Origin of the sequence: Herbiconiux sp. (genome assembly GCF_023264855.1) — a bacterium.
Lineage (GTDB): Bacteria > Actinomycetota > Actinomycetes > Actinomycetales > Microbacteriaceae > Herbiconiux.
The window spans coordinates 1-14752 of record NZ_JAHFUW010000001.1; the positions used below are offsets into that span (position 1 = coordinate 1).

At 70.3% G+C, this 14752-nt stretch carries 13 protein-coding genes; 3 read left to right on the plus strand and 10 right to left on the minus strand.

What is annotated here, in order from left to right; genetic code table 11:
- From Q0D75_RS00005 to Q0D75_RS00050, 10 genes are all read right to left on the minus strand, one after another.
- Positions 1 to 1465, minus strand: a 1465-nt coding sequence (locus tag Q0D75_RS00005; RefSeq protein ID WP_291047873.1) for an O-antigen ligase family protein, incomplete at its 3' end; no start/stop codon positions are given.
- A gap of 64 nt (positions 1466 to 1529) precedes the next feature.
- The gene (gene rfbA / locus Q0D75_RS00010; RefSeq protein WP_291047875.1) at positions 1530 to 2396 is read right to left on the minus strand and encodes a glucose-1-phosphate thymidylyltransferase RfbA; all 867 of its coding nucleotides are present in this window, start codon (positions 2394 to 2396) and stop codon (positions 1530 to 1532) included.
- Positions 2397 to 2398: 2 nt separating this feature from the next.
- Positions 2399 to 3010: a dTDP-4-dehydrorhamnose 3,5-epimerase gene (gene rfbC / locus Q0D75_RS00015; protein WP_291047877.1), complete on the minus strand. Its 612-nt coding sequence runs from the start codon at positions 3008 to 3010 to the stop codon at positions 2399 to 2401.
- Positions 3011 to 3080: 70 nt separating this feature from the next.
- Positions 3081 to 4946: a methyltransferase domain-containing protein gene (locus tag Q0D75_RS00020; protein WP_291047878.1), complete on the minus strand. Its 1866-nt coding sequence runs from the start codon at positions 4944 to 4946 to the stop codon at positions 3081 to 3083.
- An 11-nt stretch (positions 4947 to 4957) separates the two neighbouring features.
- Entirely contained in the window at positions 4958 to 5530 is a 573-nt protein-coding gene (locus Q0D75_RS00025) for a glycosyltransferase (RefSeq protein ID WP_291047880.1), read from the minus strand.
- A 476-nt stretch (positions 5531 to 6006) separates the two neighbouring features.
- The gene (gene rffA, locus Q0D75_RS00030) at positions 6007 to 7140 is read right to left on the minus strand and encodes a dTDP-4-amino-4,6-dideoxygalactose transaminase (RefSeq protein WP_291047882.1); all 1134 of its coding nucleotides are present in this window, start codon (positions 7138 to 7140) and stop codon (positions 6007 to 6009) included.
- A complete protein-coding gene (locus Q0D75_RS00035; protein ID WP_291047884.1) occupies positions 7130 to 8287 on the minus strand; it encodes a glycosyltransferase in 1158 nt (385 codons plus the stop codon). The genes rffA and Q0D75_RS00035 overlap by 11 nt, the downstream gene beginning before the upstream one ends.
- Before the next feature lie 14 nt (positions 8288 to 8301).
- Positions 8302 to 10167 carry a hypothetical protein gene (locus Q0D75_RS00040; protein WP_291047886.1) on the minus strand — a complete coding sequence of 622 codons (1866 nt, stop codon included), beginning with the start codon at positions 10165 to 10167 and terminating at the stop codon, positions 8302 to 8304.
- Positions 10164 to 11006 (minus strand): glycosyltransferase family A protein, encoded by an 843-nt coding sequence (locus Q0D75_RS00045; protein ID WP_291047888.1) that lies wholly within the window; start codon positions 11004 to 11006, stop codon positions 10164 to 10166. Before Q0D75_RS00045 ends, Q0D75_RS00040 begins: the two co-directional genes overlap by 4 nt.
- Positions 11006 to 11551 carry a GtrA family protein gene (locus Q0D75_RS00050; protein ID WP_291047891.1) on the minus strand — a complete coding sequence of 182 codons (546 nt, stop codon included), beginning with the start codon at positions 11549 to 11551 and terminating at the stop codon, positions 11006 to 11008. Before Q0D75_RS00050 ends, Q0D75_RS00045 begins: the two co-directional genes overlap by 1 nt.
- A 146-nt stretch (positions 11552 to 11697) precedes the next feature.
- Here Q0D75_RS00050 and rfbB point away from each other — a divergent pair, with 146 nt between their 5' ends.
- From rfbB to Q0D75_RS00065, 3 genes are read left to right on the plus strand one after another with little or no spacing between them, the layout of a single operon-like run.
- Positions 11698 to 12684, plus strand: coding sequence for a dTDP-glucose 4,6-dehydratase (gene rfbB, locus Q0D75_RS00055; RefSeq protein ID WP_291047893.1), 987 nt, complete (start codon positions 11698 to 11700; stop codon positions 12682 to 12684).
- Between the two features lie 18 nt (positions 12685 to 12702).
- Positions 12703 to 13554, plus strand: coding sequence for a dTDP-4-dehydrorhamnose reductase (rfbD, locus tag Q0D75_RS00060; protein ID WP_291047895.1), 852 nt, complete (start codon positions 12703 to 12705; stop codon positions 13552 to 13554).
- On the plus strand, positions 13554 to 14693 hold the full coding sequence (locus Q0D75_RS00065; protein WP_291047897.1) for a glycosyltransferase family 1 protein: 1140 nt from the start codon (positions 13554 to 13556) through the stop codon (positions 14691 to 14693). The genes rfbD and Q0D75_RS00065 overlap by 1 nt, the downstream gene beginning before the upstream one ends.
- Positions 14694 to 14752 lie beyond the last annotated feature (59 nt).

The following is a 14752-nucleotide window of genomic DNA, read 5'->3' on the forward strand; positions in this document are numbered from 1 at the left end:
GCAGTTCGGCCAGCGCGCACACCACCAGGAACGCCGCCCACACCGCGAGCACCCCCGTCCGGATCGCGCGCCCCACGCGGACGCGGCTCACCCGCGCACCGGTCTCCCGCACGCGGGCGTCCCGCACGCCGGTCTCCTGCACGCAGCTCGCGGTCACGCGGCCGGCGGATGCGGCGGACTCCCCCGGTACCGCCGCTGCCGTCGCCGGCCGCGCCACGAGCACCCCGACCAGGAGGCAGCACAGCAGGGCCGTCGCCGGCACGGTGAACGAGGTCATCAGCGCCGCCGCCGTACCGAGCAGCGCCGCGAGCGCGCCCGACAGCAGGAGCGCCCGCTCGGCGACCGACGTACGAATCGCCGCGGCCCAGCGGCGGCAGCCCACCATCACGATCGCGATGCTCACCGCCGCCAGCAGCGCCGCCAGCGGCCAGCCGCCCGCCATCCCGGCCTGCATCAGCACGTTGTGCGGCGAGTCCAGCGTGGTCGAGGTGCCCACGCTCGCGTACCACTCGGCGCTCTGGAAGGCGGGCGCCGCATCCACGAACCCACTCGGTCCCACCCCGGTGAACGGCCGGCCCGCCAGGATGGCGAGCGACTCCTGCCAGATCAGCACCCGGTCCGACACCGTCGTCATCGACAGCGGACTCAGGCCGAGCAGCCGGCTTCGCGTCAGCGGCACCGCCAGGGCGACGCCGACCAGCAGCACCAGGCTCCCGGCGGCGATCAGCACGCCGCGCACCAGCCGCCGGCGGTGCGCCACCGCATCCGCGCCCGCTCCACGCGGACGGCGCAGCCCCAGCGAGGTCACCTGCAGGGCGGCCAGCACGAGCACCACCAGCACGGCGCCGAGGAACGCCCCGCGCGAGGCCGACACGGCCACCGTCACGAGCCCGAAGCCCGCCCCGGCCACCAGCAGCAGCGCCCAGGCGATCTGCCGGCGCCTACGGCCGGCCCAGGCATCTCGCACCGCACTCGCCGCCGGCAGCACCAGCACGGCCAGGAAGATCAGGCCCAGGATGCCCTGGTCGGTCGCATTGCCGGCCAGCGAGCCGGGCCGCTCCCAGGGCGTCGGGATCGGATCGATGCCGAACGACTCGAGCACCCCGATCACGCCGAGGGCCGCACTGGCCACGGCCGAAGCCGACCAGAACGTGCGGATGCCCCGGCCTGCGCCGGGCCCGAGCAGTCGCGCTCCCGCCCACACCGCCACGAGGTACGCCGAGAGCCCGACGGCGCCCTCGTATCGCGGCCAGCGCCCCCAGAACGCCGCCCACGGGCTGACCGAGAACGCGACCCCCACGAGCAGCAGCAGGATGCCGGCGGCCATCGCCACGAGCACCCAGCGTGGGAGCCGGCCTCGGGGCAGGGTCAGGCTCGCGGCCACCGCGGCGATCGCGAACAGCGCGTCTTTCGGCAGCAGCCAGCGGGTGAAGGCCTCGGGCAGGAAGACGATGCTCGCGAGCACCGCCAGCCAGATCGCGGCCGTCGCCCCGGAGCGCAGGGCGCGGCCGTTCGCGCTCAGGGCGCGCCTACTCGGAGGCGATCAGCGTCTGCAGGTAGGCGCCGTACCCGCTCTTCACCAGCGGCGCCGCGAGCTTCGCGAGCTGAGCGGTGTCGATCCAGCCGGCACGCCAGGCGATCTCCTCGATGCAGCCGATCTTGAAGCCCTGACGGTCTTCGATCACGCGCACGTACTCGGAGGCCTGCATCATCGACTCGAAGGTTCCGGTGTCCAGCCAGGCCGTGCCGCGGTCGAGCACCTGCACGTGCAGGTCGCCGCGCTCGAGGTAGCGCTCGTTCACGGTCGAGATCTCGAGCTCGCCGCGGGCCGAGGGCTCGATCGACTTGGCGATCTCCACCACCGAGTTGTCGTAGAAGTACAGGCCGGGAACGGCGTAGTTCGACTTGGGCTCGATCGGCTTCTCCTCGATCGACACGGCCACGTTGTTCTCGTCGAACTCGACCACGCCGTAGGCGCGGGGCTCGGCCACGTGGTACGCGAAGATGCGCGCGCCCTCGATCTCGCCGTTGGTGCGCAGCGACGAGCCGAGACCCACACCGTGGAAGATGTTGTCGCCGAGCACCAGCGCCACGCTCTCGTCTCCGATGAACTCCTCACCGATGATGAAGGCCTGCGCCAGCCCGTCGGGCGAGGGCTGCACGGCGTACTCCAGGCGGATGCCGAGGTCGCTGCCGTCGCCCAGCAGGGAGCGGAACTGCTCGTTGTACTCCGGCGTGGTGATGATCAGGATCTCGTTGATCCCCGCCATCATCAGCGTCGACAAGGGGTAGTACACCATCGGCTTGTCGTAGATCGGCATCAGCTGCTTCGAGATGCCCTTGGTGATCGGCCAGAGCCGGGTGCCGGATCCGCCGGCCAGGATGATTCCGCGCATGCTCAGCGGCCTTTCTCGTTGAGGGACGCGTAGAACGCCTTCGCCTGCTCCCAGGTGGGCAGGAGCCCGGATGCGGCGGCCTCGGCCAGCGAGGGCGCCTCGGTGTCTTTCGGCGAGAGCAGCAGGTTGCCGGCCTCGTCGGGGAAGCGCAGCTCGATCTCGGGGTCGAGGGGGTTGATGCCGTGCTCGCGCTCGGCCGCGAAGGTGGAGGTCACCAGATACGACACGGTGGCGTCGTAGGTGAGGGCCACGAAGGCGTGCCCGAGGCCCTCGGCGAGGTAGATGCCGCGGCGGTCGACGTCGTCCAGCAACACCGAGTCCCACTGACCGTAGGTGGGCGAGCCCACCCGGATGTCGATCACGAAGTCGAGCACGGCGCCGTGCGTGGCGGTGACGTACTTGGCCTGCGACGGCGGGATGTCGGCGAAGTGGATGCCGCGCACGACACCCTTCTTCGACACCGAGGTGTTCGCCTGAGCGAGGTCGATGGAGTGGCCGATCTCCGCTTCGAGCTTGTCGAAGCGGTACCACTCGAGGAAGACTCCCCGGTCGTCGCCGAACTGCTTCGGCGTGATCTCGTAGGAGTCGGGGATGCTCAGTTCGCGGAATTGCACGCTGCGAGTCTAACCAAACCGCGGCCCGCCCGTCGGCGGCCGACGCGCCGCGGGCGCACCGCGCATCCCGTCAGCCCCGTCGTAGCACCTTCGTGATCCGCCAAGACCGCGACGATTCGATCGCAGCGATCACCTCACGCAACTGCTCGTCGGACATCCGCAGCACCTTGCTGGCCTTGATCGGCCGGCCCCGCCCGGTGAGCAGGCCTACCGCCCGGATGCCCGCACTGGCTCGCCAGGAACGGGACTCCAGCAGGCTGACCACCCGTAGATGCAGGTCGTCGCGCTCCCGCACGCGGGCGCGGGTGCGCTGCTCCACCTCGGCCTCGACGTCGTGCTCGGGCCGGGCGGGCGGCGGGGCGTCCGCGGCGGCCGAGGCCTGGCGCACGAGCTTGCGGATGGCCCGCGTCTCGCCGGCCGGCAGCAGCACCGGGCGGGCGTCGAGCTTGCGGTCGACGGCGTACTGGTTGAGGATCCACTCGTCGTGCACGTGCTCGGTGATCGACGAGTCCTGCGAGACCCAGCCCCGGTACACGGCCGTCAGCGCTCCGGAGTCGGCCACGCCGACCACCGAGACCGCGCGCAGCAAGTAGTCCCAGTCCTCCGTGGTGGTGAGCGTGTCGTCGTAGCGCATGCCGAGGTCGCGGTGCAGCGCCCGAGGGATGGCCGCCGACATGAACGGCGTGCTGTTCAGCGAGAGGTGCTCCACGAACGAGAACTCCCGCGCGTAGGGCATCGTGATGCCGGAGTGCGCTCGCGTGGCGTCCGCCTCACGTACCCGAACCCGGTCGGCCTGCTGGCGCGCGCACACGCTCCGCAGCACGCGCCCACCGAACTTCAGCTCGAGGTCGGCGAAGGCCTGCACCCAGTGCGCGAACACCAGGTCGTCGTCGTCCAGCGCGGCCACGTAGCGGCCGCAGGCCTCCTCGAGGCCGGTGTTCAGCAGCGTCGCCCGGTTGCCGTGGTCGACGTGCACGATGCGGATCCGCTCGGCGAGCCAGCCGGGCACCCCCTCGACCGCGCCCTCGATGCCCAGCTGCTGCTCCACACTGGTGCGGTGCGCGATCACGATGACCTCGAAATCGGTGCTGCTCTGGCCGGCGAGGCACAGCAGCACCTCCTCGAGCTCGGCGATCCGACGGCCCTGGGTGCGGATGACGACCGTCAGGAACGGGCCGGGCGGCTCGGCTTCGTGCCGCACCGGATTCTGCGGCCCCGCCACACAGGCCCAGACGAACTGGTTCACCCGCCCGCTCGGCTCGGCGTCGTCGCGCATCTCGTTGAGGAACCGGTTGAGGTTCGTGCCGGGCTGGAGCGCGGGATGACCCGCCGGGTAGTGCTGATCGCTCTCGGCGAGCGAGTAGTCGTTGCGCCCGATGGGGTACAGCCCGGCGGCCGCGAAGGCCTCCCGCAGCGACTTCTCGCCGTAGAGCCTCAGGTGCGTGACATCCAGCAGCCCCGTGGGGGTGTACTCCCACGAACCGAGCGCGAGCTTGTAACCCACGTCGCGGTGGGTCACGTTGGGCAGGCTGAACACGCTCACGGCGCCGTGCTCGACGACGATCGCCCGGATGGCGGCGAGCAGCTCGCTCCCGTCGGCGATGTGCTCGAGACCGTCGAGCACGCTCACCGACGCCACCCGCCGGCCCGCGATCACCGCGGTGAGAGCCGCGAGGATGCCGCCCGGCTCGGCGAGGTCGGCCTGGTGCACCTCGAGTCCGCGCTCGTGCACGGCCTTCAGAGCCACGGGGTCGATGTCCACACCCACGTAGTGCAGCCCGAACTCGCCCTCCACCACCTCGCCGATCGCGGAGTACCCGCTGGCGATGTCGAGATGGACGGCACCGTCGCTGCCCTCGGGCAGATGCTGGCCGAGCAGGGAGATCACGTGCCCGTAGAGGTTCTCGATCGAGTAGGCGTTGTCGTACTTCCTCACCGGATCCGCCCTCACCATCGGTGCACCGCGTAGTTCCCGGCGACGAACTCGCCCGTCGTGCCCTCGGGGTCCAGGCGTTCGGGGAGGGCACCCCGCTCCCGCCGGTCGAGATAGCCGGCCACCGCGCGCCGGATGATCTCGTCGGGGAAGCCGCTCATCGACTCCAGCAACCGCTCGAGCACGTCATCGCGCGACCACTTGTGCGCCAGCATCAGGGCACTCTCGGCCGAGAAGTACCGTTCGGTGTCTGAGGCCAGCCACTCGCCGTCGGGGCCGAGCCGCTTGTCGTGGAACACCGCCGCTGCGGGCTGGAAGATCACCTGGAACCCCCGCAGCCGGTACCGCCAGGAGAGATCGACATCGTCTCCGTACATGAAGAACGAGTCGTGATCGAAGCCGCCCAGATCGCGGAACTCCGCGGTGCGGAACATCGAGAACGCGCCCGAGGCCCAGGAGGTGGCCCCCGAGACGCGGTCGTAGTCCTTCGGATGCTCCAGCGGCAGCTGCTTGGCCTCGGCGATCCCGATGGGGGTCTTCGAGCAACGCGGTGAGTGCACCGAGCGCCCGGCGTGAAGGGAGCACATCCGGATTCGCGATGATCAGCCGGTCGGTCACCGTGTCGACCGCGAGCCGGTTCTGCGCCCCGCCGTGGCCGAGGTTCTCGCCGAAGTTCCGATAGGTGATCTCGTTGATGCCGTCGAAGCGGGCGGTGAGCTCGGCCACCTGCGGTGGCGTCAACGAGGGTGAGGGCGAACAGTCTCCGTAGGAGACGTTCACCAGGCCGTGCTCACCGGCACTCTGGCCGAGCTGGGACACGCGGTCCAGGCTCGCCAGCGTGCGTTCAAGCGCAGCGACAGGGGTATGGAACAGCACCGATTGCACGGTGATGCTCGTGAACGTGGTGAACATTCCTACCTATTCCGTCCACCGCATACCCACCCCGACTCGATCCCTGTGATGAGCCCGGCGTTTCCCCACGCACAGTCTACGGGTTCTGAGGAAACTTCATAGACACGTGTGTCAGAGAAGCCTCATCCGGCCGCGATCCCGGGGCCGGCCGTCACGCGGAGTAGGAGCGCACGCCGTCCAGCACGCGCTCGACCTGCGCATCCGTGAGGCCCGCCCAGAGCGGCAGACGCACGAGGCGCCGCGAGAAGTTCTCACTCGCCGGCAGGGCGGCGCCCGGCCGCAGCGAACGCCCGAACCGCAGGCCCGCGGGCGAGGTGTCCAGTGGCACGTAGTGGAAGGCTGCGCGCACGCCGAGACCGCGCAGGTGCTCGAGCAGCCCTTGCTGCTGCTCGTGCGAGGGCATCACCAGATAGTAGAGGTGCGCCGCGTGCTGAAGGGAGGCATCCGCCGACATCAGCCGCACGCCGCGCGGCGCGGCCCACTCGGCGAGACCCGCGGCGTAGGCGTTCCACACCCGGTGCCGCTGCTGCTGGATGGTGTCGAAGGCGGCGAGCTGCGCATCCAGCACCGCCGCGTTCAGCTCCGACAGCAGGTAGCTCGAGCCGGCGTCCTGCCAGGTGTACTTGTCGACCTCCCCGCGCAGGAAGCGCGCCCGGTTGGTGCCCTTCTCGCGGATGATCTCGGCCCGCTCGAGCAGTGCGGCGTCGTTCACCACGAGCGCCCCGCCCTCGCCGCAGTGCACGTTCTTGGTGTCGTGGAAGCTCTGCGTGGCGAGCGCGCCCACCGTACCGAGCCCGGCCGTGCCGAGCCCGTGCGCGTTGTCCTCCACCAGCGCGAGCCCGCGCGGCTGCGTGATGCTCAGGATGGCGTCGAGATCGACGGGCACACCGCCGTAGTGCATGACGGTCACCGCCTTGGTGCGCGCGGTGACGGCATCCGCCACCTGCTGGGCGTCGATGTTGCCGGTGGCCGGGTCGATGTCGACGAACACCGGGGTCGCCCCGCGCAGCACGATCGCCGTGGCGGCCGAGGGGAAGGTGAAGGCGGGCACGATCACCTCGTCGCCCGGCCCGAGATCCAGCAGCAGGGCCGCCATGTCGAGCGCGTGCGTGCACGAGGTGGTGAGCAGGGCGTGCGGGGCGCCCAGGATGCCGGTCAGCCGAGCGGTGGCCGAGGCCGTGAACGGGCCGTCGCCGTGCGCGTGGTCGGAGCGCAGCACCGCATCGAGGTTCTCGAGCTCGCCGGGCGAGCGGTAGGGGCGGCTGAAGACGATCTCATCGGGCACCGGGGGTGGGGTCCGTTCCGTGGGGTGCGACGGTCGGTTCGGGCCGGACTGCCGGGGTGGGTCGGTTGCGTGCCGCGAGCAGGCCCGTCGGCAGGTCGATCGTACCGGTGTCGGGCAGCGCCGTCGGGGTGGGCACGTCGAGGCGTGTCGGGCCGTCCTCCGGCATGATCGTCTCCGGATTGTCGACCACGAGGTACAGCGGCCGCCCCATCGAGACGTTCAGCGAGACGCCGATGTACTCGGCGATGACGCCGAGCGACACCAGGATGGCGCCCGAGCACAGCAACAGCGTGACGATCAGCGAGGCCCAGCCCGCGGCATCCGGATCGGCGCCCACCTGGGGAGTTACGACCACGTAGACCACCACCGCGAGGCCGAGCAGAGCGATCACGCCGCCGAGCACGCTCACAGCCCGCAGGCCCGCCGTGCCGCTGGTGAGCACCATCCGCCAGAAGTAGGCGAACAGGGCGGGCAGCGAGTAGCCGGAGACGCGGCCGTCGGCGCTGCGCAGCACGGTCGGTGCGGTGGCGACCCGGTTGGTGACCCAGGAGAGCGCCACATCGAGGTAGACACCGGCCTGCGCGAACTCGGCGAGCTTGCGGCCCACGTCGCCCCGCACCAGACGGTAGCTCTGGAACTGGCTGGCGTCGGGCAGGTGGAAGGCTGCGCCGAGCATCCGCTTCGACGATTTCGAGGCTGTCGCGCGGAAGAAGCCGTGCGGGCGTTCGTTGGTGAAGCGGGCGTAGACGACGCCGGCGCGTTCGCGGATGGCGGTGTCGAGGAAGGCGCCGATCGAGGCCGGGTCGTGCTGGCCGTCTTCGTCCATGGTGAGGATCCAGCGGCCGGTCGAGGCGGCCATCCCGGCGAGCGTGGCGGCGTGCTGGCCGAAGTTGCGGCTGAGCCACAGGATGCGCACGGCCGGATACTGCTGCTCGAGCGCGCGCATGACGGTGTCGGAGTGGTCGGGCCCGTTGTCGTGCACGAGGATGATCTCGCCGACGCGGAAGGCGACTCCGTCGGGCGTGCGGGCCCCGCGGGTGTAGGGATCGAGCTCGGCGACGACGGCCGCGAGCGTGCGCTCCCCCTGGTAGACCGGCACCACGACCGAGATCGTGTAGATCGGCGCGTCGCGCCCTGCGTCCTCCACGGAACCAGAAGCTATCACGAGCCGAGCCGGATGAACGTGAAGCGACCGTCGGTCGAGGTGAATGCGGAGGATCCGGTGCCGGTCACCGATTCGAGCTGGCCCACGAGAGCCTCGCCGCCGTCGGTGTAGGCGGCGCGGTCGACCACGAAGCCGCAGCCGTCGATGCCCTTCACGGCCATCACCATCGCCGGAACCGGCAGCGAGGCGTACGCGCCGACCTCGTCGACGGGCGCGCGGCCCTTGATGCCGCCGGCCGACCAGCGCAGATCGGTGGAGTGCAGGAACATCCGCATCTCCTCCGAGTCGGTGACCCCGTTCACCGGCGGCGACTCGGGGAAGGCGATGTAGGGCAGCTGGTAGATCAGGCAGCCCTGGTCGACCGTGCCCTCGATCTGCTTCACGAAGGCGTCGTCGGAGTCGTAGCTCGCCACGGTCGCCGCGCGGGCGGCGGGATCGACGGGCGGGATCTGGTCCCAGGCCGCGAGCAGCATCAGCAGCACGGCGAGCGGCACGGCCACCAAATAGCGGCGACCGGGGCGAGCGGATGCGGGCTGCGGCGAGCGCACCTTGGTGACGACCCACCGCACGAACCGGTCCAGGATCAGGCCGATGGCGGCGAGCGAGAGCATCGCGATCAGGATGGCGATGCGGTTCCACGAGCGGATCGGGAAGTCGACGAACGACAGCAGCGTCGAGAGCCCGCCGACGGTGCCGAACAGGAAGGCCACGAAGGTCAGCCCGGCCAGGATGGCGAGCGTGCGCACGTAGCTCTTCGGCGCCCGCCAGCGGGTCTTGCCGGCCACCAGCAGGAAATACACGGCGACGACCATCAGCGACACGAACCCGGCGGCGGCGATCAGGCCGAGCGCGGGCGCCTCGGAGGGCAGCGGATAGTAGGTGTCGTAGAGCTGACGCAGCGTGGCGAACGGCCCGAAGCGATGCCCGGGCACGGGCAGCAGCAGGCTCGAGAGCTTGAACGAGTACAGCTCCGCCTCAGGCGGGCTGCGCACCAGAACGGCCTCGTTCACGCCGTTCGCGAGCCGGTACAGGATGCTCGGGATGAGATTCACGAGCATGGTGCCGGCGATCAGCAGCCCGGCCGCGGCGGCGCCGAAGAAGCGGCGCCAGGCGCGGGTCTGCCAGAGCTTCGCCAGGCCCACGATGGCCAGCACCAGGGCCACGAACACCGAGTAGTAGCTCGAGGCGGTGCCGAGCAGCACGAGCGTGCCGACCGTCGCCGCGTTGCGCCCGCTGATCAGCTTGCGCGACCAGAGCGGCTTCGCGGTCGCCACCCGGAACAGGATGCCCAAGGCCAGCGGAACCACGAAGTAGGCGGCGAGGAAGAGGTGCCCCTGCCCCTTGATGAAGTGGTACGGCGCGATGGCGAAGGCCACGGCGAGCGCCACCGAGAGCACGCGGCTGACGCCGACCTGGCGCAGGAACCACACGGCGGTGATCGCGGCCAGCGGGAAGCCGATCACGAAGTACACGTTCATGGCCACGCCGAAGTCGCTGGTGAACAGCCGCAGCACGTCGGCGGCGATGAAGTGCAGGTTGTCGGCCTGCGGGTAGTCGCTGTAGTACTGGCCGTACGGGGCGCCGAGGTTCGGCTGGTGGGTGAACCAGCCGGTCTCGATGATCGTCTTGAAGTGCGAGGCCACGGCGAGGGCGTCGCCGGAGTAGTACAGCGGCACCTTCCAGTCGAGCTGCCAGAGGTTCAGGCCCCACCAGACGGCGATCAGCGAGAACAGCGCCGCGAGGGCGTAGGGCAGCCAGCGCCAGGAGGCCAGGCGCGCGGCGACGCGGTCCAGCGGGGCATCCGGATGCCGCGGAGGCAGCGTGCCGGGGGCGTTCGACGGCGGGGTCGCGGTGGCGGTCATGCGGCCACCCGCATCCGCGGGGCCGTCACCGTGTAGTAGGCGCGGCGGGCGAGGGCCATCAGCTCGGCGCGACGGTCGCCGAGACGCACGTCGGCCGCGCTGATGGTCTCGGGAGCCTGGCTGCGGCACCAGGCGTGGTAGGCCTTGGCCTGCTCGGCCTGCTGGCCGACGAGGGCCACGCTCCACTGCCCGGAGTTCACCCGGAAGCCGGCCAGCGTGCGGTCGACGGGTAGGTAGTCCCCGCCGCCGAACAGCACCTTCGAGTAGCCGGTCTGGTCGATCAGGTAGGGGAAGCGGGCATCCCAGCCACCCGCCTCCTCGAGGTTCGCGCGGCGCATCGTGACGCATCCGGGTTCGCCGAACACGTTGGTGCCGCGGCGCACCGTCTGGCGCACCACCTCGGCGCCCGGCTGGCGGCGGCGGGCCACTCCCTGCAGGCCGCGATTACGGATGGTGACCTTGCCGCGGGCGTCCATGATGTCGCGGGGGCTCGAGACGAGCACGACGGACGGGTTCTCGTCGAGCGCCTCGGCGTGCGCCTGGAGCGCGCCGGGGTAGAGCACGTCGTCGCCGGGCAGCAGCTTGAGGTATTCGCCGGTCGCGGCCTCGGAGACGCGGCGCCAGTTGGCCTCGGCGCCGCCACCCGCGGGGGTGTGCAGGATGCGCATCCGCCTGTCTGCGGCGAAGGCTTCGAGAACGCCGAGGGTGTCGTCGGTGGAGGCGTGATCGGCCACCACGAGCTCGAAGTCGCCGTGCGACTGGGTGAGCACCGAGCGCACGGTGGCGGCGATGAAGTCGGCGTTGTTGTAGGCCGGGATGACGACGGACAGCTGGGGCATCAGCGTTCGCCCTTCTGTGGGTGGGTCGGGGTCTCAGGGGTCGCGGGGGCCTCGAGGTCGATCTCGGTCGCCGCTTCGGCCTGGCGCCGGAAGGAGAACCCCTTGTGACCGAAGTAGCTGATGAGGGTCGTGATGACGAGGATGGAGAGCTGGGCGAGGATGCGGTTCCAGCCCAGGTTCACCAGGATCGGCAGGATGACGGCGTTGATGCCGATCGACACCAGATACACGCTCTCGAACCGGGCGAGGTCGCGCCACAGGTGCCCCGTCACCTTGAACACGAACTTGCGGTACAGCACGAACGCGAACAGCACGCCGAGCACGTGCGCACAGGCCAGCACGGCGAGCGATCCGACCGTCTCGTTGACGGCGGCATCCACCCACGCCCCGACGGTGAGGTCGAAGGCGATGAACAGCAGGAACCCGACGCCGGTGTTGGTCGCGCCCACGAGCAGGAACGCGACCCGCTGATCCTTGATCACCCGCAGAATGAGTCCCGGGCGTTCCGCAGGCTCGTCGCCGCGCACACCACCCGGCTCTGTCACGCTGCCACTCTAGGTGCTGCCCCCTGCGAGCCCGCCTCACGACACGTCCCCCCTTCGATCCGGCTTCCATGCGCGGCGCACAGGGGGTGGCGGAGGGCTGCGGCTAGAATCGGTGGCGACAACTTTGCGAGGAGACCTCCCCCACCATGAAGATTCTTGTGACCGGCGGCGCCGGGTTCATCGGCTCCAACTTCGTCCGACGCACGCTCGAAGACGCGTACCCGGGTCTGGAGGGCGCCGAGGTCGTCGTGCTCGACGCGCTGACCTACTCGGGCAACCTCGACAACCTGCTCCCGGTGAAGGACTCACCGCGCCTCACCTTCGTGAACGGCGACATCCGCAACGGCCAGCTGCTCGACGACCTCTTCCCGGGTCTGGACGCCGTGGTGCACTTCGCCGCCGAGTCGCACGTCGACCGCTCCGTGCGCGACGCGTCGATCTTCGTCGAGACCAACGTGCTCGGCACCCAGCAGCTGCTCGACGCAGCGCTCCGCAACAACCTCCCCCGCTTCGTGCACGTCTCCACCGACGAGGTCTACGGCTCGATCGCCGAGGGCTCTTGGGCCGAAGACCGCCCGCTCGAGCCGAACTCGCCCTACTCGGCCTCCAAGGCCGGCAGCGACCTGCTCGCCCGCAGCTACCACCGCACGCACGGCATGAACATCTCGATCACGCGCTGCTCGAACAACTACGGCAACTACCACTTCCCCGAGAAGGTCATCCCGCTGTTCGTCACCAACCTGATCGACGACAAGCACGTGCCGCTCTACGGCGAGGGCAACAACATCCGCGACTGGCTGCACGTCGACGACCACACGCGTGGCATCGCCCTGGTGCTCACCAAGGGCCGCGCGGGCGAGATCTACAACATCGGCGGCGGCACCGAGCTCACCAACAAAGAGCTCACCCAGCTTCTCCTCGAAGCGACCGGTAAGGACTGGTCGTACGTCGACCGCGTCGCCGACCGCCTGGGCCACGACCTGCGCTACTCGGTCGACATCTCCAAGATCCAGGCCGAGCTCGGCTACGAGCCCCAGGTGCCGTTCGAACAGGGCCTGGCCGACGTGGTGCAGTGGTACCGCGACAACCGGCAGTGGTGGGAGCCCCTCAAGGCCCGCGCCGCGCTGGCCTGATCGGCTGCGTGCTCTGACGTGACCCGTTACCTCATCACCGGCGCCGCCGGCATGCTCGGCCGCGACCTCCAGGACGCCCTGGAGGGCCGCGACGTTGTCGCCCTCACCCGCGCTCAGCTCGACATCACCGACCCGGCGGCCGTGGCCGCTGCGGTCTCGGGCATCGACGTCGTGTTCAACTGCGCCGCCTACACCGCGGTGGATGCGGCGGAGACCGACGAAGACGCCGCCCGTGTGGTGAACGCGGTCGGCCCCGCCACCCTCGCGGAGGCGACGGCCGCATCCGGAGCGAAGCTGTTCCAGATCTCGACCGACTACGTGTTCCAGGGCGACGCCACCTCGCCGTACCCCGAAGACGAGCCGCGCGATCCGCTGAACGCCTACGGCCGCACCAAGGCGGGCGGCGAGACCGCCGTTCTGGGCCTGAACCCGGCCGGCGGCTACGTCGTACGCACCGCCTGGTTGTACGGCCGGCACGGCGCGAACTTCCCCGCCACCATGCTGCGCCTCGGCCGCGAACGCGACAGCGTCGCGGTCGTCGCCGACCAGGTCGGGCAGCCCACCTGGACCGCCGATCTGGCCCGTCAGCTGGTGCTGCTGGCCGACTCGGATGCCCCGGCCGGCATCTATCACGGCACCAATTCCGGGCAGGCATCCTGGTTCGAGTTCGCCCAGGCAACCTTTCAGGAAGCCGGATTGGACCCTGCTAAAGTCGGTCCAACGGACAGTTCGCAGTTCGTCCGTCCTGCCCCGCGTCCCGCGTACTCCGTACTCGGGCACGACGCGTGGTCCCGAGCAGGATTACCGCCCATGCGCCCCTGGCGCACAGCCCTGCATGAGGCGACCACCTCGGGAGTTTTTGGAGAGTAATGGCCACGCTACGGGTGATCATCGATCAGCTGGTGGCCCCCGTTCCCGGCGGTATCGGGCGCTACACGCTCGAGCTCACGAAGCAACTCGTCGCCACCGCGCCGCGCGGCTGCGACGTGGAGGGCATCCTCTCGGCCGTGCCGCAGGAGAAGGCCGACGAGGTGAGCGCCAAGCTGCCCGGGCTCGCCGGGCTGCACCGCGCCACGCTCCCGCGCCGTGAGCTCTCGGCCGCCTGGCAGCACGGGCTCATCGGCACCTCCGGCGAGGGCATGGTGCACGCCACCAGCCTGCTCGCCCCCGTGCGCAAGCACGACCGGCGATCGGATCTCGGCACGCAGACGGCCGTGACGATCCACGACGTCGTGCCGTGGACGCATCCGTCGACCCTCACGCCCCGCGGCGTCAGCTGGCACAAGGCGATGGCGAAGCGCGCCGCGAAGTACGCCGACGCGATCGTGGTGCCCACGCACGCCGTGGCCGAAGACCTCTCGCGCTACCTCAACTTCGGCGACCGCATCCGGGTCATCGGCGGTGCGGTGAGCGATGAGCTGCGGCTTCCCTCCGATCCCACCGCGCGCGCCCTCGAGCTCGACCTGCCCGAGCGGTACCTGCTGGCCGTGGGCACGCTCGAGCCGCGCAAGGGGCTCGCGGCGCTCATCCAGGCGCTCGCGCATCCGGCCACCGGCGACCTTCCGCTGCTGATCGCCGGCCCCGAAGGCTGGGGCGAGGTCGACGTGGCCTCGGTCGCCGGCGCGGCCGGTGTGGATGCGTCGCGCATCCGCGTGCTCGGCTTCGTGAGCGACTCCGACCTGGCGCTGCTGCTGGAACGCGCGACCGCGTTCGTCTACCCGAGCCTCGCGGAGGGCTTCGGCCTGCCGATCGTCGAGGCCTTCAACTTCGGCACCCCGGTCATCCACGCGGATGTGCCGGCCCTGCTCGAGGTGGCCGCCGGATCCACCTTCGTGGTGGAGCGCACCACGGCCGACGCGTATGCGGGGCAGCTCGCCGAGGCGATCGGCGCGGTGGTGTCCGACGCGAAGTTGCGCCAGCGGCTGTCGATCTCCGGTCTCGACCGGGCGCGGGCGTTTTCGTGGCGCGATTCCGCCGACAAGGTGTGGCAGCTGCACGCTGATCTGTAGGCCGTGGGGTCGGGTTCGTTGGTGGTGTCTGGGTAGACCGCGGTCCTGCTGTGTTTGTT